The organism is Sphingomonas sp. SORGH_AS_0950 (assembly GCF_030818415.1).
Taxonomy (GTDB): domain Bacteria; phylum Pseudomonadota; class Alphaproteobacteria; order Sphingomonadales; family Sphingomonadaceae; genus Sphingomonas.
In genome coordinates this window covers 2,125,563-2,145,483 of sequence record NZ_JAUTAE010000001.1, presented here as the reverse complement: position 1 = coordinate 2,145,483, position 19,921 = coordinate 2,125,563, and the positions used below count along the sequence as shown (strand labels likewise).

21 protein-coding genes are annotated in these 19,921 nt (G+C 68.1%); 8 read left to right on the top strand and 13 right to left on the bottom strand.

Annotated elements, in window-relative coordinates; genetic code table 11:
- The first annotated feature begins 227 nt into the window (after nucleotides 1–227).
- On the top strand, nucleotides 228–2,057 hold the full coding sequence (locus QE385_RS09335) for an ABC transporter ATP-binding protein/permease (protein WP_307101172.1): 1,830 nt from the start codon (nucleotides 228–230) through the stop codon (nucleotides 2,055–2,057).
- Nucleotides 2,058–2,085: 28 nt separating this feature from the next.
- Here the strand turns inward: QE385_RS09335 and QE385_RS09330 are convergent, their stop codons facing one another.
- The 5 genes from QE385_RS09330 to QE385_RS09310 form a co-directional block, all read right to left on the bottom strand.
- Nucleotides 2,086–2,361, bottom strand: a complete 276-nt coding sequence (locus tag QE385_RS09330) for a hypothetical protein (RefSeq protein ID WP_307101170.1) — start codon at nucleotides 2,359–2,361, stop codon at nucleotides 2,086–2,088.
- Complete coding sequence (locus tag QE385_RS09325) at nucleotides 2,358–2,984, bottom strand: hypothetical protein (protein WP_307101169.1); 627 nt, start codon at nucleotides 2,982–2,984, stop codon at nucleotides 2,358–2,360. Before QE385_RS09325 ends, QE385_RS09330 begins: the two co-directional genes overlap by 4 nt.
- Nucleotides 2,985–3,145: 161 nt before the next feature.
- Entirely contained in the window at nucleotides 3,146–4,621 is a 1,476-nt protein-coding gene (locus QE385_RS09320; RefSeq protein ID WP_307101167.1) for a phytoene desaturase, read from the bottom strand.
- The gene (gene crtY, locus QE385_RS09315) at nucleotides 4,618–5,790 is read right to left on the bottom strand and encodes a lycopene beta-cyclase CrtY (RefSeq protein ID WP_307101165.1); all 1,173 of its coding nucleotides are present in this window, start codon (nucleotides 5,788–5,790) and stop codon (nucleotides 4,618–4,620) included. Before crtY ends, QE385_RS09320 begins: the two co-directional genes overlap by 4 nt.
- A gap of 60 nt (nucleotides 5,791–5,850) precedes the next feature.
- A complete protein-coding gene (locus tag QE385_RS09310; RefSeq protein WP_307101163.1) occupies nucleotides 5,851–6,876 on the bottom strand; it encodes a twin-arginine translocation pathway signal protein in 1,026 nt (341 codons plus the stop codon).
- A 157-nt stretch (nucleotides 6,877–7,033) separates the two neighbouring features.
- Here QE385_RS09310 and QE385_RS09305 point away from each other — a divergent pair, with 157 nt between their 5' ends.
- Together QE385_RS09305 and QE385_RS09300 are read left to right on the top strand one after the other, a co-directional pair.
- Nucleotides 7,034–7,465, top strand: coding sequence for a TIGR01244 family sulfur transferase (locus tag QE385_RS09305; RefSeq protein WP_307101161.1), 432 nt, complete (start codon nucleotides 7,034–7,036; stop codon nucleotides 7,463–7,465).
- Complete coding sequence (locus QE385_RS09300; RefSeq protein WP_307101159.1) at nucleotides 7,462–7,866, top strand: hypothetical protein; 405 nt, start codon at nucleotides 7,462–7,464, stop codon at nucleotides 7,864–7,866. The genes QE385_RS09305 and QE385_RS09300 overlap by 4 nt, the downstream gene beginning before the upstream one ends.
- A 237-nt stretch (nucleotides 7,867–8,103) precedes the next feature.
- Here the strand turns inward: QE385_RS09300 and QE385_RS09295 are convergent, their stop codons facing one another.
- Genes QE385_RS09295 through QE385_RS09285 form a run of 3 tightly spaced genes read right to left on the bottom strand, consistent with a single transcriptional unit; the run spans nucleotide 8,104 to nucleotide 10,832 of the window.
- Complete coding sequence (locus tag QE385_RS09295; protein ID WP_307101157.1) at nucleotides 8,104–9,330, bottom strand: cyclopropane-fatty-acyl-phospholipid synthase family protein; 1,227 nt, start codon at nucleotides 9,328–9,330, stop codon at nucleotides 8,104–8,106.
- Between the two features lie 18 nt (nucleotides 9,331–9,348).
- Nucleotides 9,349–10,101, bottom strand: a complete 753-nt coding sequence (locus QE385_RS09290) for a molybdopterin-dependent oxidoreductase (RefSeq protein ID WP_307101155.1) — start codon at nucleotides 10,099–10,101, stop codon at nucleotides 9,349–9,351.
- Nucleotides 10,098–10,832: a cytochrome b/b6 domain-containing protein gene (locus tag QE385_RS09285; protein ID WP_307101153.1), complete on the bottom strand. Its 735-nt coding sequence runs from the start codon at nucleotides 10,830–10,832 to the stop codon at nucleotides 10,098–10,100. The genes QE385_RS09290 and QE385_RS09285 overlap by 4 nt, the downstream gene beginning before the upstream one ends.
- Before the next feature lie 25 nt (nucleotides 10,833–10,857).
- On the opposite strand from QE385_RS09285, the gene QE385_RS09280 reads away from it, so the two are divergent.
- Together QE385_RS09280 and QE385_RS09275 are read left to right on the top strand one after the other, a co-directional pair.
- The gene (locus tag QE385_RS09280) at nucleotides 10,858–11,478 is read left to right on the top strand and encodes a flavin reductase family protein (protein WP_307101151.1); all 621 of its coding nucleotides are present in this window, start codon (nucleotides 10,858–10,860) and stop codon (nucleotides 11,476–11,478) included.
- Between the two features lie 519 nt (nucleotides 11,479–11,997).
- Nucleotides 11,998–12,441, top strand: a complete 444-nt coding sequence (locus QE385_RS09275; protein ID WP_307101150.1) for a hypothetical protein — start codon at nucleotides 11,998–12,000, stop codon at nucleotides 12,439–12,441.
- Here the strand turns inward: QE385_RS09275 and QE385_RS09270 are convergent.
- The 4 genes from QE385_RS09270 to QE385_RS09255 all read right to left on the bottom strand — a co-directional run bounded on the left by QE385_RS09270 (nucleotide 12,432) and on the right by QE385_RS09255 (nucleotide 15,781).
- Nucleotides 12,432–13,190: a sulfite exporter TauE/SafE family protein gene (locus QE385_RS09270; protein ID WP_307101148.1), complete on the bottom strand. Its 759-nt coding sequence runs from the start codon at nucleotides 13,188–13,190 to the stop codon at nucleotides 12,432–12,434. The two genes, QE385_RS09275 and QE385_RS09270, sit on opposite strands and share 10 nt — an antisense overlap.
- 192 nt (nucleotides 13,191–13,382) lie before the next feature.
- A complete protein-coding gene (gene rlmN / locus QE385_RS09265) occupies nucleotides 13,383–14,567 on the bottom strand; it encodes a 23S rRNA (adenine(2503)-C(2))-methyltransferase RlmN (RefSeq protein WP_307101146.1) in 1,185 nt (394 codons plus the stop codon).
- 87 nt (nucleotides 14,568–14,654) lie between these two features.
- Complete coding sequence (locus tag QE385_RS09260; protein ID WP_307101144.1) at nucleotides 14,655–15,125, bottom strand: hypothetical protein; 471 nt, start codon at nucleotides 15,123–15,125, stop codon at nucleotides 14,655–14,657.
- Entirely contained in the window at nucleotides 15,122–15,781 is a 660-nt protein-coding gene (locus QE385_RS09255) for a histidine phosphatase family protein (protein WP_307101143.1), read from the bottom strand. The genes QE385_RS09260 and QE385_RS09255 overlap by 4 nt, the downstream gene beginning before the upstream one ends.
- 141 nt (nucleotides 15,782–15,922) lie before the next feature.
- On the opposite strand from QE385_RS09255, the gene QE385_RS09250 reads away from it, so the two are divergent.
- The 3 genes from QE385_RS09250 to recF all read left to right on the top strand — a co-directional run bounded on the left by QE385_RS09250 (nucleotide 15,923) and on the right by recF (nucleotide 19,004).
- Nucleotides 15,923–16,531 (top strand): outer membrane protein, encoded by a 609-nt coding sequence (locus tag QE385_RS09250; RefSeq protein ID WP_307101141.1) that lies wholly within the window; start codon nucleotides 15,923–15,925, stop codon nucleotides 16,529–16,531.
- 151 nt (nucleotides 16,532–16,682) lie between these two features.
- Nucleotides 16,683–17,798: a DNA polymerase III subunit beta gene (gene dnaN / locus QE385_RS09245; protein ID WP_307101139.1), complete on the top strand. Its 1,116-nt coding sequence runs from the start codon at nucleotides 16,683–16,685 to the stop codon at nucleotides 17,796–17,798.
- 162 nt (nucleotides 17,799–17,960) lie between these two features.
- Entirely contained in the window at nucleotides 17,961–19,004 is a 1,044-nt protein-coding gene (gene recF / locus QE385_RS09240; protein WP_307101137.1) for a DNA replication/repair protein RecF, read from the top strand.
- Nucleotides 19,005–19,437: 433 nt separating this feature from the next.
- Here the strand turns inward: recF and QE385_RS09235 are convergent, their stop codons facing one another.
- The gene (locus QE385_RS09235) at nucleotides 19,438–19,821 is read right to left on the bottom strand and encodes a hypothetical protein (RefSeq protein ID WP_307101134.1); all 384 of its coding nucleotides are present in this window, start codon (nucleotides 19,819–19,821) and stop codon (nucleotides 19,438–19,440) included.
- Between the last annotated feature and the right edge of the window lie 100 nt (nucleotides 19,822–19,921).

Here is a 19,921-nt window from a genome sequence, read left to right as displayed (position 1 = left end):
CCCCTTGCCCTCCCCCAACCCCTCCCGCCTGCGGGAGGGGAGTCTTGCAGGACATGCCGTTACCCGCGGACCTTGCTTCTCGGTAAAGTGCGAACGGGCGCCCCTGGCCGCTCCCCTCCCGCAGGCGGGAGGGGATGGGGGAGGCAACGCCGCTGGCTACACGTCCGCGATCTCCCCTCGACAGCCCCCATTGAACTTCGCCCCCGTTCCGCCGACATGGGGTCGACATGCCGCCACTCGACCTTACCGCCGGTGCGCCTGACCGGCCGCTGATCCCGACGCTTCGCCGTTTCCTGCCCTATCTCTGGCCTGCCGGAGCGCCCGCCCTGCGCGCGCGGATCGTCGGGGCGATGGCGCTGGTCGTGGTGTCCAAGCTGATCCAGGTGCTGGGTGCGGCCTATACGCTGAAATATGCGATCGACCGGATGGCGGGCGGGGACCGGAGCGCGACGATGCTCGTCGTCCTGCTGGTCGTCGGCTATGCGGCGGCGCGGTTCGGCACGACGCTGTTCGACAATCTGCGCAATGCGGTGTTCGAGACGGTGGGGCAGGACGCGACCCGGCGGCTGTCCGCCGATGTGTTCCGGCATCTCCACCGGCTGTCGCTGCGCTTCCATCTGGAGCGGCGGACGGGCGCGGTGACCAAGGTGGTCGAGCGCGGGACCAAGAGCATCGACACCATGCTCTATTTCCTGCTGTTCAACATCGCCCCGACGGTGCTGGAACTGGGGCTGGTGCTGACGATCTTCGGGCGCAGCTTCGGGCCGGTGCTGGTCGTCACCACGCTGGTGATGGTGGTCGGCTATATCGTCTTCACCCGCAAGGTGACCGACTGGCGCAATGCGCTGCGCACCCGGATGAACGACCTCGACACCGGCGCGGTCGCGCATGCGGTCGACTCGCTGTTGAACTTCGAGACGGTCAAATATTTCAACGCCGAGGAGCGTGAGGCGAAGCGGTACGAGAATGGCGTCGCGGCCTATGCGCGCGCCGCGACCAAGTCGGAGAACTCGCTGGCCTGGCTGAACGTCGGGCAGGCCGCGATCACCAGCCTGATGCTGGGCTTCGCCATGGCCTGGGTCGTGCGCGAATGGAGCCGGGGTGCGGCCTCGCCGGGCGACGTGGTGTTCGTCTCGACCCTGTTGTCGCAGCTGTTCCGCCCGCTCGACCTGCTCGGCATGGTCTATCGCACCATCCGCCAGGGGGTGATCGACATGGGCGCGATGTTCGACCTGATCGACACGCCCGCCGAGGTGGTCGACGCCCCCGGCGCGGCGCCGCTGGCCGTCACGGGCGGGCATGTCCGCTTCGACCGGGTGGTCTTCGGCTATGAACCCGACCGGCCCATCCTGAAGGGGCTGACGCTGGACATTCCGGCGGGGACCACCTGCGCGGTGGTGGGGCCGTCGGGGGCGGGCAAGTCGACGCTCGCGCGGCTGCTCTATCGCTTCTATGATGTGAACCAGGGCGCGATCACCATCGACGGGCAGGCGGTCGACGCCGTCACGCAGGATAGCTTGCGCGCCGCGATCGGGATCGTGCCGCAGGACACGGTGCTGTTCAACGACACGATCGGCTATAATATCGGCTATGGCCGAGAGGGCGCGGACCAGGCCGAGGTGGAGCGCGCGGCGAACGGCGCCGCCATCGCCGACTTCATCGAGCGGCAGCCCCAGGGCTATGCGACGCGGGTCGGCGAGCGCGGGTTGAAGCTGTCGGGCGGCGAGAAGCAGCGCGTGGCGATCGCGCGCACGCTGCTGAAGGATCCGCCCATCCTGATCCTGGACGAAGCGACCAGCGCGCTCGACAGCCGGACCGAGGCGGATATCCTGGCGACGCTCCAGGCGATCGAGCGTGGGCGCACGACCCTGGTCATCGCGCACCGGCTGTCGACCATCGTTCATGCCGACCAGATCGTCGTCCTCGACGGCGGTCGCGTGGCGGAGCGGGGCACGCATGGCGAATTGCTGGCCTGGGGCGGCCTCTATGCCGAGATGTGGGCCCGCCAGGCCGCCGAGGTCGAGCAGGCTGAGGAAGCCGACGCGCTGCTGGCGTGAACCGCCTCCCCGGTGCGGGGAGGGGGGATCAGAGACAGCTCAGCCGGACCTGCCGGGCGGGCTTGTCGAATATGATCGCGGAGCAGCGGTTCAGCTGGTCCGCACCGATCGACAGCCAGTCTCGCTTGGAGTCGTGCTTGCCCTTGCCGGTCACGACGACCTCGTCCGGATCGCCCGGCGCGTCGGCATCGGCGATGGTGGCGGTGCTGCCGAAATCGACGGTCCGCACGCCCAGTTGCGTCATCGCGAACGGACCGACCTGCACCGGCGTTTGCAACGTCATCGTCCGGATCGGGCGCGTCACGCCGAAGACGATCTCCTGCTCCGTCGGCGTGCCGACAATTGCCCGCCATAGGCGCGGGCCAGCCGCACCGCACCGCCCGCATTGGTGGTGCTGCGTGGATTGCGCGGGTTGAGGATGACCCGCATCGGCTCGCCCTCGATCGTGATGACCACATAGCGCGATCCCCAATTGCCGAACATGCCGCTGCCCCCGACCATCGGCAGGCTGATGACGCGCTCGCCTGGTTGCGGATCGCGCAGGCGGAAGCGGATGACCGGATCGGCCAGGCTGGCGGGGCCGAACACCCCGTCAAAGCCCTTGGCATAGGCCGGCTCGGCAAAGGCGATCCGCCGCTTGAAGGGCTCGCCGGGGCCCGACCGGATGCTGGCGACGGCGGAATGACCGTCGATCCTCACCGGCCCGACGCGAAAGCCGATCTCGATCATGCCGGGCTTCATCCCCGCCGCCTGGGCATAGCTTTGGGTGATGATCGGAATGCCGAGTGCGGCCGGATCGACCAGCACGGTGCGCGATATGCCGTTGACCGACAGCGTCTCGCGACCATCGGGGGCGATCACCCGTTCCGATGGCGACGGCGCGGCCGCCGTCAGGGCGGCCGATAGCAGGCAGGCAAGGCGGCGCATCGTGAACTCTCCCGGTGTCGTTGCGACATCGGTTCGATCTCGCGCAATCATGGCGGCCTTGTGACCGGATCGGCCTTTTCGGTGCGCGGGGCGTACCGCTATGAGACTGGGCCGCCGGTCCCTCCCCTCGGTCCGGGCGGAACGGAGGGGGAGGGGAGTCCTTACTTCCGCTCCAGCATCAGCGCCGCCGTCGCCTTGGCGCTGCCGACCACGCCGGGAATCCCTGCGCCCGGATGGGTGCCCGCACCGACGAAATACAGGTTCGGGATCGAATCGTCGCGATTATGGACCCGGAAATAGGCGCTCTGGGTCAGGATCGGCTCGAGCGAGAAGGCCGAGCCCATATGCGCGTTCAGGTCGGTGGCGAAGTCCGACGGCGCATAATGGAATTTGGTCACGATCCGTTCGTGGATGTCGGGGATCAGGCGGCGGCCCACCTCGTCCAGGATGCGCTTCTCCAGGATCGGCCCGACCTCGTCCCAGTTCATCGGGAACTTGCCCATGTGCGGCACCGGGGCCAGCGCATAGAAGGTCGAATGCCCCTCCGGCGCCAGGCTGGGATCGGTGACGGTCGGGTGGTGGAGATAGAGCGAGAAATCCTCCGACAGCACGCCGGTATCGTAGATGTCGGTCAGCAGGCCCTTATAGCGCGGACCGAACAGGATCATGTGGTGCGGGATGCCCGGCCATGCGCCCTTGATCCCGAAATGGACGACGAACAGCGACGGCGAGTAACGCTTGCGCTCCAGCGCATTGACCGTCCGCCGCGCCGAGCGATTGTCGGACAGCAGGTCGCGATAGCTGTGCATGATGTCGGCATTGGTCGCGACCGCATCCGCCTGGATGGTCAGGCCGCTCTTCGTTACCACGCCGGTCGCGCGATCGCCCAGCGTCTCGATCCGGGTGACGGGGTCGCCCAGCCGCAGCACGCCCCCGATCCGCTCGAACTGCGCAACCATGCCCGCCACCAGCCGGTTGGTGCCGCCGCGCGCGAACCAGACGCCGCCGTCGCGCTCCAGCTTGTGGATCAGCGCATAGATGGCGCTGGTCGTCATCGGATTGCCGCCGACCAGCAGCGTGTGGAAGGACAGCGCCTGGCGCAGCTTTTCCGACTGCACGAACTTCGACACCATCGTGTAGACCGAATTCCACGCCTGATATTTCATCAGCGAGGGCGCGGCCTTGATCATCGATGCGAAGTCGAGGAACGCGACATGGCCGAGCTTCTCATAGCCTTCGCGGTAAACGCCCGCCGCATAGTCCAGGAACCGGCCATAGCCCGCGATATCGTCGGGATTCAGCTTGGCGATTTCCGAGCGCAGCTGGGTGTCGTCGTTGCTATAGTCGAAATTGGTGCCGTCGACCCAGTTCAACCGGTAGAAGGGGCTGACGGGATCGAGCTGCACGTCCTCGGACATGGTGCGCCCGGTCAGCGCCCATAATTCCTCGAGGCACGCCGGATCGGTGATGACCGTCGGACCCGCGTCGAAGGTGAAGCCGTCGCGCTCCCAATAATAGGCGCGGCCGCCGGGCTTGTCCCGCGCCTCGACGATGGTGGTCTGCACGCCCGCCGATTGCAGGCGGATGGCCAGCGCCAGGCCGCCAAAGCCCGATCCGATGACGACCGCGGTCTTCATGCGCGGCCCCCCGAATGGCCGCGCAGCGCGGCGATGGCGCGCAGGATCGGCACCGGCGGCCGTCCGGTCAGAATTCGTGCCTTGTCGGCCATGGTCGATTGCCCCGCATAGAAGCGCCCGATCAGGTCGGGCGGGAGTCGATAGAAACGTTCGAGGACACGGTATCGCTCATCGGGCTCGGCGGCCTTGAACAACATCGTGTCGAGCATCCGGTAGAAGCCGCGTGCGTCCCAGGCGGCGCGCGCCATGCGATAGGTCGCGTCGTGCAGATCGGCCCCGGCAAAGTCGCGGCGTTCGGCCAGCATCGCGGCCATGCGGATCGCATCGGGCAGCGAATAGCCGGTGGTCGGGTGGAACAGTCCGGCGCGCATCCCGGCCTTGGGCGTCCGGGCCCCGCCGCTGCGCCAATAGCCGTCGAAATCGCCGCCCATCGCGACCGGCAGCACCCCCGCCTCCTCGCGCACGACGGCCTGCGTGATCCAGCCGCGGCTGTCGGCATAACGCTCGATCCGCTGGACGATCGCGCGGCGGTTCAGCTCGGAGGAGGTGGAGTAATAGGTGTCCTCGACGAAGATCCGGTCCTCGGCGAAGGGCAGCACATAGACGAAGCGATAGCCGTCGACCTGCTTGACGGTGGCGTCCATCACCACCGGCCGTTCGCAGCCATGCGGACGCGCCAGTTGCAGTTCCTGCCCGACGAATTTCTGCCATCCGCACGACAGCGCCGACAGGTCGCCCGCGCCGCGCGCGTCGATGACGCCGGTCGCCTCCACCCGGTCGCCATCGGCGAAGACCGCCGCGGTGGCCGACACCGCCAGCACCTTGCGGCCCAGGATCAGCGCCTCCGGGGGGAGGACGCGGCGCACCTCGGCGTCTAGCCGGTGGCTTTCGATCGAATAATAGGTCTGGTCGAGGGTGCGGGCATGGGCCGGGAAGGCCACGTCATAGCTACGCCAGCCATGCGCCACGACCCGCTCGACGATCCAGCGGTCGCGCTTGGCGACGTCGCTGCCGAAGAAGGACCAGAGATGGTTGCCGCCGATCGTCTCACCCGCATCGACCAGGCGCACGTCCATCGACGGGTGGCGTGCCTTCAGCGCCAGCGCGATCAGGCCGCCCGCCAGCCCCGCGCCAATGATCGCAACATCGCAGGAGATTTTGGCCGCCATCCCCGCACCGCTACCGCAAAGCGGCGGTCAGGCAAAGAGCCGGTGACGGGATCGCTGACGTCACAGCAGAACCGCCGTGTCGGGCGCATCGCCGGTCGCGAAGGTGCCGATGACCTGCCAGCGCGCCAGATCGATCATCGCGATCCGGTCGTCGTCCAGCGCGGCATAGAGGATCGACCCGCCATCGGGCAGGTTCAGCCCCGGCGCGGCGGCGGGCAGGGGTAGGCGGGCTTCCTCGGCCAGGGTGGCGGGGTTGTGGCGGGTCAGGCTCTTGTCGGCCTGGTTCGAGACGATCAGGCGGCCGTCGCCCTGCACGATCACCCGCACCGCCTCGCCGCGCAGGGTCGTGCGGGCGCGGGGCTGGAGCGTGATCGCGTCGAGCGCATGGAGGATGCCCGTCGGGCGGTCGACGACATAGAGGGTGCGGGTATCGGGGCTGAGCGCCAGTCCCTCGGGCGCGGCGCCGATATGCTGCTTGACCGGCGCGAAGCTGGCATCGTCGGGGTTCACCATGATGACCATGCCGCTCATCGTATCGGCGATATAGGCGCGGCTGCCATCGGGCTTCACCACGAAATAATGGCTGCGCGCGCCGCCGACCGGGATCAGCCGGTCGGGTGTCTCGGCGGTGGCGGGGCGGTCGAACCGGGCCAGCACGCTGTCGGTTTCGGACAGCGCATAGAGCCTTCCGCTCGCATCCGTCCGCATGCCGTGCCAGCGGCGATAGGGCGCCATATCGATCGTCCGCGCCAGACGCCGCTGCTGGAGGTCGATCACCCAGAGCTGATGCCCGCCTTCGCCCGCCGCCTGCCAGCCCTTGACCCCGTAACCGCCGACATAGGCGAAGCGGCCGGCGGGGTCGGCGACCATCTCGTGCGGCTGCACGCCCAGCGCGACGCTGCCCAGCGGGCGCCCGTCGGGCACGCCGTAGAAGGCGACGCGGCCCGCGCCCTTCTCGACCACCGCCAGCGTGCCCGGCCGGACGGGGGCGGCGGCCTGGGCGCGGCGCCAGGCCAGCGGCAGGGTGGTGGCGATGCCCAGCGCGGCCAGACCCCATAGCCCCTGGCGACGATCGATCAGCGACATGGACGGGCCTCCTGCAAACGATACATCATGGCCAGACGTGGCGCGGGCGCGGATGTTCCCCCCGCGACGGAGCCATGCGCACGGTGATGCGTCTTTTCGACAGGAATGGGGCGTGTCGCATGTTGCGGTGAAACGGCCCATTGAATAGGTGAGCCGCATGATCCGTCCTCTGAACGAAAGCGTCGCCGTCGCCCCCCAGATCCTTCCCGAGGATGTCGCGGCGATCAAGGCGGCGGGCTATACCGCCATCGTCAACAACCGTCCCGATGGCGAGGAGCCCGGCCAGCCGACCGGCGATGCGATCCGGGCCGCGGCGGAGGATCAGGGGCTGGCCTATACCGCCATCCCGGTGACGCCGGGCGGGTTCAGCCACGAGATGGTCGACCAGATGACCCAGGCGCTGGTCGAGGCCAAGGGGCCGGTGTTGGCGTTTTGCCGCTCGGGCACGCGCAGCTGCAATCTGTGGGCGCTGGCGGCGGCCAAGGCGGGGCGCAATCCCACGCTGATCGTCATGCAGGCCGAGGGCGCGGGCTATGACCTGTCCGGCCTTCGCCCGACGCTGGAAGCCTTGTCGGGCGCGGCGGGATGATCCTGCCCGTCACCGGCACGCTGGCGGGCTGGGCGCTTGCCGGGGCGGGCGTGGGCATGGCCCTGGGCGGCGTCGGGATCGGCTGGCTGGTCCGCCGCCGCCGCGACCGGCGCGTCGGATCGCCCGAAGAGGTCGCCGCGGCGGCCGAGGCGGCGCTGGCGGGCTTTGCGGTGTCGGGCGCGGTGGTCGGCGCCGACGGGCAGGGTGCGCTGGCGGTGGCAACCGACGGCCGGGTCGCGGCGATCAAGCTGCGCGGCCGTCGGCTGGTGGTGCAGGAAATCCCGTGGACGCGGGTCCGCTCCACCACACAGGGGATCATCGCCGAAGCGGGCGGCCGGTTCGGGCCGGTCACGCTGGCCGGGGTCGATGTGCTGGACATCCGGCGGCTGGCCCCGCGCTAGGGCCGAGCGGCGTTCAGCGATGCCTTTCCATCCCTCGCCCCTCGCAGAGGGGAGAGGGTTGCGCAGACTTGGTCTTTGCGAAAGCAAAGGCTTAGTCGGAGCTGGGTGAGGGGTGCATGCGCGTAGCGCGCGAGCCCTTAGGCTCGCTCAACCCCTCACCCAAGCTGCGCTAGCCAGCAGGCTGGCAAGCTTCGCTAACCCTCTCCCCTGTCCAGGGGAGAGGGGAAGAAGGGGACTTCAGTCCCGCAGCGCGCGTTCGCCCTCGAACATGTAATCCCGCGTGACCGGCACCGACAGGCGACCGCGCGTCAGCTGGACCTGATAGTTGCACAGGCCCCCGTTGCGGAACGCCGCGCCCGCGCCCGCCAGATAGAAGAGCCACATGCGATAGAAACGCTCGTCATACAGGTCGACGATCCGGTCCTTCGCCGCCACCGTCCGCTCGTACCAGATGTCGAGCGTCCAGCCATAATGACAGCGCAGCACCTCCACATCGGTCAGGAACATGCGCATCCCCTCCTGCGCGCGCACGATCTCGGACAGGGCCGGGTTATAGCCGCCGGGGAAGATATATTTGGTCGTCCAGTCGTCGGTGACGCCCGGTCCGCTCAAGCGCCCGATGGTGTGGAGCAGCATCACCCCGTCGTCGGTCAGCAGGTCGCGGCACTTGCGGAAGAAGGTCCGGTATTGCGGCGGGCCGACATGCTCGAACATGCCGACCGAGACGATGCGGTCGAACCGCCCCTCCACCCGGCGATAGTCGATCAGCTCGAACTTCACCTTGTCCGACACGCCCAGCGCCTCGGCCCGCGCGCGCGCGACCTTCAGCTGTTCTTCGGACAAGGTGACGCCCAGCACCTCGGCGCCGCATTTCTGGTGCAGGTACAGCGCCATGCCGCCCCAGCCGCAGCCGATGTCGAGGACCTTCATCCCCGGCTCGATCGCCAGCTTGGCGGCGATATGCGCCTTCTTGTCGCGCTGGGCCCGCTCCAGGTCGTTCTGCGGATCGGTGAAATAGGCGCAGCTATATTGCTTGTCGGTGTCGAGGAAGAGTTCGTACAGCGTGCCCGACAGGTCGTAATGATGCGCGACGTTCTTCTTCGACCGCCGCTCCATGTTGATCCGGTCGACCCGGTGCTTGACCGCGCCCGCCGCCCGCACCAGCCAGGACGGGTTGAGATTGGCCCGGCCCGCTTCCCATTTGTCGTTGGCGGTCAGCAGTTCGACCAGGTCGCGGACATCGCCCTTCTCGACCAGCAGGCGACCGTCCATGAAACATTCGCCCGCCGCCAGCGCGGGGTTGCGGACGATCTGCCCCGCCACCCGCGAGTCCGTGAAGCGGATCGCGACGTCGGGATAACCGGGATCGGGCGTACCGAATTCGCGGACGGTGCCGTCATGATGGGTGAGGGACAGGCGGCCCTTGCGGACCGCGCGCGACAGAAAGAGATCGATCAGCGCCATATGGCACCGACTAGTGCCTTAAATTCCGGCATACCAGTCATAATCGACATGGTCTTCCCAATAGCCGCCCTTGCCCAAACCTATGTTGGACAGGTTTTCGACCGCATCGATCGCCATGAGATATTTGGCGTGCTTGTAACCCAGCTGCCGCTCGACCCGCAGGCGCAAGGGCGCGCCGTGGCCGACGTCCAGCATCCGCCCGTTCATGCCCCAGGCCAGGATGGTCTGCGGGTGAAAGGCGTCGATCAGGTCGAGCGATTCGTAATAGGGCTGGCCGCCATAGAGATCGGCGCAGGTGAAGACGACATAGCGCGCCCGGCTGCTGATATTCGCCGCCTTCAGCACATTGCCCAGCATCGGCCCCATCCACTCGCCGATCGCGCTCCAGCCCTCGACGCAATCGTGGCGGGTGATCTGGCGGCGGGCCGGAAACTCGCCGATCTGGCGCAGCGAGAGCGAGAGGGGGGTGCCGACCAGCCCGCCGACCTTCAGCCGCCAGTCCTGAAAGCGATTCGCCACCAGCGCGGCATATTCGGGCGTCCCCGGATCGCGCGTGCCGTTGGTGCGGAAATAGGGCGACATCTGGTCGCGGCGATATTCCGGCGCCAGCGCGCCCCGGTCCATCAGCGCCCGCTGCAATCCCTTTTGCATATCCTCGCCCGCGAACAGGATCTTGCGCGCGGTCGGCTGCTCGATGATCCGGTCGCACCCGGCCAGCAACAGCCCGGCCCCGCCGGTCAGGATCGTCCGGCGACGAATCAGCGCGCTCATTCGGGGACCCTCCAGCGGCCGGTAATCATCGAGCGCATCTCGTTGCCCGCACCCGCCAGGATGACCAGCACGAGGTGGACGATGGTGAACAGCGCCAGCGCGCTGGCGGTGATGAAATGGATCGAGCGCGCCGATTGCCGCCCGCCCAATATCTCCAGCACCCAGGGCCAGGCGGCGTTCATGCCCGGCGACAGCGCGATCCCGGTCAGGATGGCGAGCGGCAATGCGATGAACAGGACCAGCACATAGCTGAGCTTCTGGAACAGGTTGTACGCGCGAGGGGCCTCTTCGTCATGAAAGCGAAAGGCCAGATGCCGCCCCAGGTCCGCCCGGATCGCGGCGGCACGCAACTCGTGCGCCCGGATGCGCAGGTCGCGCTGGAAATGCCGGGTCGCCAGCCCCCCGATCATATAGGCGAGCAGCCCGAACCCCAGCACCAGCGCGAAGAACAGGTGCCAGCGGCGCGAGATCGCCAGGTTGTAGCGCGTGGGAATCGTGATCCAGCCGGGGAAATGCGGCAGGCTGGCCCAGGCGTGATCGAAATTCGCGCCATAGCGTCCCCAATACAGCCGGGGATGCGCGTTGGAGATGCCCAGCCCCGATCCCAGCAGGATCAGCACCGCGACCGCATTGACCCAGTGCCAGACCCGCGTCACCCATCCATGACGACGGATGACGGTTCCGGGCCCCTTCCGGGGTCTTTCCGGCTCGGTCGGCGTTCCGGCTTCCATTCGCACTCCCTTTCGGTGACCATCCATGATCGACAACTGGCATTTCTACGAACCCGTCAACGGCCATGGGCTGGCCCATGATCCCCTGAACGCGATCGTCGCCCCCCGGCCCATCGGCTGGATCGGCAGCCGGTCGTCGGCGGGGGTCAACAATCTGGCACCCTACAGCTTTTTCAACGTCTTCAACTACCGTCCGCCGCTGATCGGCTTTTCGTCGCAGGGGTGGAAGGACTCGGTCGCCAATATCGCGGAGACCAAGGTCTTCACCTGGAACCTGGCCACCATGACGCTGGCCGATGCGATGAATGCCAGTGCATCGCATGTCCCGGCGGAGGTGGACGAATTCGCGCTGGCGGGCGTGGCGGCGGAGGACGGGCGGCTGGTCGCCGCGCCGCGCGTCGCCCAGAGCCCGGTGTCGTTCGAATGCCGCCTGACCCAGCTCGTCCGGCTGGAGACCAAGGAAGGGCGCGCGCTCGACCAGTGGCTGGTCATCGGCGAGGCGGTGGGCATCCATATCGCCGCCGATCTGATCGAGAACGGAATCTACCAGACCGCCCGCGCCCGCCCGATCCTGCGCGGCGGCGGCCCGGTCGATTATTTCGAGGTGACCGAGGCGGCCCGATTCGAGATGAGGCGGCCCGACTAAGGCGGATCGATATTCGGCGATGCCAGTCCGTCCCTCGCCCCTCGCAGAGGGGAGAGGGTTGCGCAGACTTGGTCTTTGCGAAAGCAAAGGCCTAGTCGGAGCTGGGTGAGGGGTGGGCGCTCGCTTGGCGAGCGCCGCGAGCCTTCAGGCTCGCTCAACCCCTCACCCAAGCTGCGCTAGCCAGCAGGCTGGCAAGCTTCGCTAACCCTCTCCCCTGTCCAGGGGAGAGGGAAGAAGGCTGGCTGCACCGCGACTGGCTTCACTATCGACCCGCAGAGGGAGGCGGCCAGCGCGGCCATTAAACGTTGATTTAGATTATAGAGCCCAAAATGCCTGCCCAATGGGAGGCATGTGATGATTCGATAATATGCTGGTGCGATGGCGCGGGATGGCCGGGGGTGGGTCGATCCTGGCGCGAACTCTATTTCTCACCGCATGTTCCTTGCGGCGGTCCGGGCCGGGGTGGGGCTCGACCAGGGCAGGGCGCCATGCGGTCCCGATTGTGTCGAGGCACCCCTTATGCTGTCCGAATGGCTGCACATGCGCGAAGAGTTGACGCGCGTCATGACCCAACATCGCGCCCTGTGCGGCGCGTCCGCGCCCGATCCCGTTGCGCTGAGTCGCAACCGCTGGCTGATCTCCAATGTCAGTCGCCAGCGTGCGACCTGGCTGACCGGCACGGCGCTGCCCGTCGCCGAGCGGCTGGCCCATACGCCCGGCGGCGCTGGCTGGCTGGCCTTGCAGGCGCATGTCCCCGCCTATCGCCAGCGCATCTCGGGCTTCGTATCGCGCTGGCCGATCGAGGCGATCGTCAAGGACTGGGTCGGCTATCGCCACGCCACCGCCGAGCTGCGCTTCGAGATCGCGCAGTGGCTCCGCAAGGAGGAGGCCGCGATGCGGGCGCTGGTGGCGGAGATGGAGTCGATGCCCGCCATGCCGCTGCTCAAAGCCGGTCAGGCATAGCCGCGCCAGAAGAACACCGCCGTCGTCACCGTCGTCAGGAGCAGGGTCCAGCCACGGATCAGGCCGGGGGGCAGCTTGCGCCCGATCAGCGCACCGCTCCACCCGCCCGCTATCCCGCCCGCCAGCATCGGCAGGCACTGGGCCCAGGCGACCATGCCGGTGACGACGAACACCAGCGTGGCGGCCGCGTTGGCGGTCGCCAGCATCAGCGTGCGCGGCGCGGCCAGTTGCGCCGGGTTGCGGCCCGACAACAAGCCCCAGGCGGCGGTCAGCATCATGCCGATGCCGCCGCCGAAATAGCCGCCATAAACGCCCAGCACCGCCTGCGCACCGATCAGCGCGCGGGGGCCGGGCCGGGCGATCCGCGCCAGCCAGTCCGAGGCATGGCGCCCGGCGGCGATGGCGATCGTCGCGGTCAGCAACAGCCAGGGCACGATCAGGTCGAAGGCGCGCGGCGGCGTCAGGAACAGCAACACGCTGCCCAGCAGCGCGAAGCAGAAGGTGATCGCCGCCATCCGGCGCATCGACACGCCCATCACCGGCTCCAGCCCGTGGCGATAGGCCCAGACGCTGGCCATCGCGGCGGGTTGCAGCGCGACGTTGGAGGTGGCGTTGGCGATGGTGGAGGGCAGGCCGAGCGCGATCAGCGTCGGCATGGTCGAGAAACTGCCCCCGCCCGCCAGCGCATTCATCGCACCCCCGACAAAGCCCCCGGCGGCGGCGAGCGCGAGAAAGGTCCAGTCGATCATCGGGGCGGGTAACGCATGGTGCGGGGCTTCCGTGCCTCAACCGAGGGCGGGCGGCAAGCACTTGAGCATTCCTCCCCTGCAAGGGGAGGGGGACCATGCGCAGCATGGTGGAGGGGTGTCATCCTATCGAGAGCGGGACACCCCTCCGTCAGGCCTTCGGCCTGCCACCTCCCCTTGCAGGGGAGGAAAAGATCAGCCCAAAGCCGCGAACTTCTCTTCCGCCTCGCGGTCGAGCTGTGCGCGGCTCTTCTTCTCGGCGGCGGTCTTCAGCTGGCCGCAGGCGGCGTCGATGTCGCGCCCGCGCGGGGTGCGCACCGGCGCCGAGATGCCGCCCTCGAACACGATGTCGGAGAAGCGGCGGATCCGCTCCGGGGTCGAGCATTCGTAATCGGCGCCGGGCCAGGGGTTGAACGGGATCAGGTTCACCTTGGCGGGCAGCTTATAGTGGCGCAGCAACCGGACCAGCTCGTGCGCATCGGCGTCCGAGTCGTTCTTGTCCTTCAGCATCACATATTCGAAGGTGATACGCCGGGCGTTGTTGGCGCCCGGATAGTCGGCACACGCCTGAAGCAGTTCCTCGATGCCGTATTTCTTGTTCAGCGGCACGATCTCGTCGCGCACGTCCTTGGTCACGGCGTGGAGCGAGACGGCCAGGTTCACGCCGATCTCTTCGCCCGCGCGCGCCATCATCGGGACGACGCCGCTGGTCGACAGGGTGATGCGACGCTTGGAGAGCGCGAGACCGTCGCCATCCATCACCAGCTTCAGCGCATCGCGTACCGCATCGAAATTATAGAGCGGCTCGCCCATGCCCATCATGACGATGTTGGTCAGCATCCGCCCCTCGGGCTGGCTGGGCCATTCGCCCAGCGAGTCGCGCGCCAGCATCACCTGCCCGACGATCTCGCCCGCGGTCAGGTTGCGCACCAGGCGCATCGTGCCGGTGTGACAGAAACGGCAGTTCAGCGTGCAGCCGACCTGGCTCGACACGCACAGCGTACCCCGATCCGCGTCGGGGATGAACACCATCTCGTAATCCTGCCCGTCGGGCGAACGGAGCAGCCATTTGCGCGTGCCGTCGCTCGACACCTGCGCCTCGACCACGTCGGGACGGCCGATGACGAAGCGTTCCTCCAGCCAGGGATGCTGCGCCTTGGCGATGTCGGTCATGTCGGCGAAGCGGGTCGCGCCGCGATTGTAGAGCCAGTGCCAGATCTGCTTGGAGCGCAGCTTGGCCTGTTTCAGTTCCATGCCGCCGGACAGCAGCGCCTCGCGCAACTGGTCCTTGGTCAGCCCGATCAGGTCGACTCGGCCATCGGGGCGCGGTTGCACGCCGCGCGGCACGGGCACGGGATCGATGTGCCCGGGGATGGGCATGGGGGCGGCCGAAACTGTCTGCATCGCGTGGCCATAGCGCAAAATCGCATCCATTTCCACTGGTACGAGGACGCGCCCGATGGATGGCTAAGGACGCATCACGCAGGACAGAGTCGCGGCATCGATCGCCGCCGCCGCGCCCGCCAGCGCATAGGTGTCGGCAAAGGGGCGGCGGCCGGGATCGACCGCCGAGACGCTCATGCTGCGCCCCGACCGCATCGCCATGACCAGCGCATGGTCGGTCGCGGCATCGGGCGCCCAGAGCAGCCGGTCGGTGCCGACCAGCGGAAAGCGCCGCTCGCCGATCGACAGCGTCACCGGCGTCTCGCGGTCGCGCGGCAGGCTGAGGCGCAGCGCGAAGGAGGCGCGGAGGCGCTTGGCGGGCCAGGTGCCGACGCTGGCGAAACCCCCCGTCCGCCCGTTGGCCAGCACCGGCCGGGCGATGGCATAGCAGCGGCCCGGATCGCGAAACGCGCCCCAGCCCTTGTAGATGCCGATCGTCTCGCGCGCGGAGGCGGGCGCGGCGGCGAGCAGCAGGATCAGCGCCAGCCGTCTCATGCCGAAGGCCGGTGGACCAGCGTCTCGCGCCCCCGCTCGATCATCACGATCGACCCCTGCGGCAGGCGCTCGGCGACCGGCACGCCGCAATGCGTGTCGTTGGCCAGGCCCAGCAGCAGCCCGCGCAGCACCCGACTGGACAGGCCGTGCATCAGGATCAGGCGATCGCCGTCATGGTCCTGCGTATCGGCCATCCATCGCCCCAGCCGCTCGGCCATCGCCGCATAGGTCTCGCCATCGGGGGCGGCCACCGCCATGCCATGCGGATGGACGACGGGGCCATGGGTTGCGGTCAGCTCGGCCAGGGTGCGGCCGCCCCAGCTGCCGAACCCCAGTTCGATCAGCCGGACATCCTGATGCGTCCGGTGCCAGTCCAGCCCCAGATGCTCGGCGATGACCGCCAGCGTCTGCAACGCGCGGCCGGCGGGCGAGGACCAGAGGGTCAGCGCGGGACCTTCGCCCACGAGACCTTCGCCCAGCCGTTCGCGCAGTATCGTGCCGATCGCCTCGGCCTGGGCAAAGCCCTTGCGGGTCAGCGGGGTGTGCAGGTCGACCCGGTCGCCCTGGATGCGTCCGATCCGGTTGAACACGGTTTCGCCATGCCGGGCAATATAGTCGCGGCCGCGTCGGGCGGGCAGGGCATCGGGGGTCGCCATGGCCGCATCCCTGTCGTGGCTGTTGCGCGTATGCAACGCTTTTTCCTGTTTAGCTGAGGTTCATGCAACGCAGGCGGTTTCCCGTCATTGAGCGTGCGACCGCCACCTGTAACGGCGGCCTGTACAGTAACGGAGTAAGTTATGCGTAAGCTCATGCTCGCCGCCCTGGCGACCTCGGCCGCCATCGCCGCCGCGGCCCCCGCCGCCGCCCAGACCGCGCAGCCCTTCACGGGTTTCCGCGTCGAGGGGCTGATCGGCTATGACAGCCTGAACGACCGCCAGGGACAGGACAAGAGTTCGAGCGACGGCGTGCTTTACGGCGCCGGCATCGGCTATGACATTCCGGCGGGCCCGGTGATCCTGGGTGCCGAGGGCGAGATTTCGGGCAGCAGCTCGGATACGCGCAGCAACGGCATCCGCGTCGCGGGCGACGAATTCCGCCTGGGCGCGGGACGCGATCTCTATGCCGGTGCGCGCGTCGGCTATGTGATCTCGCCGGTCGCGCTGGGCTATCTGAAGGCCGGTTACACCAACGCCAAGTTCGATGCGCGCTACACCACGGCGGGCGTCACCACCGTCAATTCGCAGGAAGTCGGCGGCTATCGCCTGGGCGCGGGCCTGGAATATGCGATCAGCCCGAACACCTTCGTGAAGGGCGAATATCGCTACTCGCATTATGACGAGCTGGACGGCGTCGGCATCAATCCGAACCGCCACCAGTTGATGGCCGGCCTGGGCCTGCGTTTCTAAAGGATCGCGGGTTTTCCACATTAACGGTGGTTTTACCCCAATGTTGGAGGGGTCGGAGCCTTGCTCCGGCCCCTTCTTCGCGGGTAGGAACCAAGGCCATTTATCACTATCGGAATCGGACCATGCGGTCGTTCCGGCGGGGGATTTCGAGATGAAGGCGACGATCGAACGCGCAACGCTGCTCAAGGGATTGAGCCATGTCCAGTCCGTGGTGGAGCGGCGGAACACGATTCCGATCCTCTCCAACGTGCTGCTGGAGGCGACGGCCGAGGGCCAGCTGCGCATGATGGCGACCGACCTCGACCTCCAGATCAACGACAGCGTCGCCGCCGCCGTCGACCAGCCGGGTTCGACCACCGTGTCGGCGCACACGCTGTTCGACATCGCGCGCAAGCTGCCCGAGGGCGCGCAGGTCCAGCTGACCGCCGCCGAAGGGCGCATGACCATCGTGGCGGGCCGCGCGCGCTTCTCGCTGGGCACCCTGCCGCGCGACGACTTCCCGGTCATCGCCGAGGGCGAGCTGCCCACCCAGTTCGAGCTTTCGGTCGAACTCCTCAAGCAGATCATCGACAAGACCCGCTTCGCCATCTCGACCGAAGAGACGCGCTATTATCTGAACGGCATCTTCCTGCACGTCGCCGAGGATAACGGCGCACCCGTGCTGAAGGCTGCCGCCACCGACGGCCACCGCCTGGCGCGCGTCACCATCGAGCGTCCGCAGGGCGCCGAGGGGATGCCCGACGTGATCGTGCCCCGCAAATGCGTCGCCGAGCTGCGCAAGCTGCTCGACGAGGTGGACGGCTCGGTCGGCGTGTCGCTGTCGGGCACCAAGATCCGCTTCGACCTGGGCCAGGCGATCCTGACCTCCAAGCTGATCGACGGCACCTTCCCCGATTACAGCCGCGTCATCCCGACCGCCAACGACAAGATCCTGAAGCTGGACCCCAAGGCGTTCATGCAGGGCGTCGACCGCGTCTCGACCATCGCGACCGAAAAGACCCGCGCGGTGAAGATGGCGCTGGACCGCGACCGGATCACCCTGTCGGTGACCAGCCCCGAAAACGGCACCGCCTCGGAAGAGGTGCCGGGCGAATATACCGCGCCGGGCTTCGAGATCGGCTTCAACAGCCGCTACCTCCTCGACATCCTGGCGCAGATCGACAGCGATCTGGTCGAAGTCCACCTGGCCGATGCCGCCGCGCCGACCCTGATCCGCGAGAATGACAAGGCGCCTGCGCTCTACGTGCTGATGCCGATGCGGGTCTAAGCCACCCCTATTCCTCCCCTGCAAGGGGAGGTGGCAAGCCGTAGGCCTGACGGAGGGGTGTCCCGCTATCGAGAGGGTGACACCCCTCCACCAGCTTCGCTGGTCCCCCTCCCCTTGCAGGGGAGGATGTAATGAAGGCCGATACCTTCTAAGGCGGATGCAATGCTCACCCGCCTGATCCTCACCGATTTCCGCAATCATGCCGACCTCGCGCTGAACCCCAGTGCGGGGTTCGTCGTGCTGACCGGTGAGAATGGCGCGGGCAAGACCAATGTGCTGGAGGCGGTGTCGCTGCTCGCGCCGGGGCGGGGGCTGCGTCGTGCGGCGCTGTCGGCGATGGCGCGGCAGGGGGGCAAGGGCGGGTTCGGGGTCGCCGCGACCCTGAACGGCGATGTCGAGATCGCGACCGGCGCGCTCGCTTCCTCGCCCGAGCGGCGGGTGGTGCGGGTGCAGGGCGCGGGGACGAGCGCCAATGCGCTGGCCGACTGGCTGTCGGTCCTGTGGCTGACCCCGGCGATGGACCGGCTGTTCGTCGAGCCCGCATCGGAGCGGCGGCGCTTCCTCGACCGGCTGGTGCTGGCGCTGGCCCCGGCGCATGGGATGCACGCGACCCGCTATGACGCGGCGATGCGCGAGCGCAACCGCTTGCTCGCCAGCGACGGTCCGGTCGATCCCGACTGGCTGAGCGCGCTGGAGGCGCGGATGGTCGAGCATGGCGCGGCGGTCGATGCCGCACGCGTCGCGGCGGTTGCGGCGCTCGATCAGCGGCTGGAGGAGGTGCCCGACAGCGTGTTCGCGCGCGCCGCGCTGGCGCTGGAGGGGGAGGCGGTCGACCCGGCCGCCTTTGCCCATGCGCTGGCGATGGGCCGCAGGCGCGATGCGGCGGCGGGGCGGGCGCTGGTGGGACCGCACCGCGCTGACCTGGCGGTGACGCATGTGGCGAAGGGACAGGCGGCGGCGCTGTGTTCGACCGGCGAGCAGAAGGCGCTGCTGCTGGGCATCGTGCTGGCGCATGCCGACCTCGTCACCGAGCGGCGCGGGGTGCCGCCGGTGCTGCTGCTCGACGAGGTGGCGGCGCATCTCGACCCGTCCCGCCGCGCCGCGCTGTTCGAGCGGCTGGCCGGGCGGGGGCAGGTATGGATGACCGGGACCGAGCCCGCGCTCTTCGCCGATGTGCCGGGCGAGGCGACGCGGGTCGTTTTCTAGGGGGCGGCATTCAGGATTGCCTTTCCTTCCCTCGCCCCTCGCAGAGGGGAGAGGGTTGCGCAGACTTGGCCTTTGCGAAAGCAAAGGCTTAGTCGGAGCTGGGTGAGGGGTGGGCGCTCGCTTGGCGAGCGCGCGAGCCTTTGGGCTCGCTCAACCCCTCACCCAAGCTGCGCTAGCCAGCAGGCTGGCAAGCTCCGCTAACCCTCTCCCCTGTCCAGGGGAGAGGGGAAGAAGCGATTCTTAATGTCGATCCGCCGCAAATTTGCCGGAGTCTCTCAACTCTCCCCTATCCCCTCCCGCTGGCGGGAGGGGCATGCTCCGGTTCAACGGCAGGGCTACTATCGGCGTGTACCGGACGTCGCCCGGCAACGCACCCCTCCCGCAAGCGGGAGGGGATGGGGGAGGGCAAAGGTGTCTCGCAGAGCCCATCACCTCACTGGCACAGTCTCACCGCCACCCTGTCGAGCGCGCGGTCGTGACTCGCCGTCTCGCCCGCGCTCAGGAACCCCTGTCGGGCCACGAAGCGATCGGCGTCGCGGCGAACCTGCTCGACATCGTGCCACAGGGCCTGCGCCTCGGCCTGCGACAGACGGCGCGCCTTGCGGGCATTGCCGATGTCCGCCTCCAGGATATTGGCGCGCATCGCGACATGCGCCTGGCGCGGATCGCGGCTCTTGCCGCCGGTGGGCGCGCGCAGGCGGTGTTGCTGCGCCAGGTCGCAGCCGGGATAGTCGCGGCCCATCGGCCGGGCCGCGACGGGCAGCGCGGCCATGGCCGTCGACAGCGTCGCCAGGAACAGGGTTCTGCCGGTCATCATATCTCTCCCATCGGATGATGCGGGGATTCTACGCGCGAGCGGCTTGCTCGCTCCCGACCGGGGCGTGACATTCCCGTCAGCCGGGCGGTTTCCACGCCCC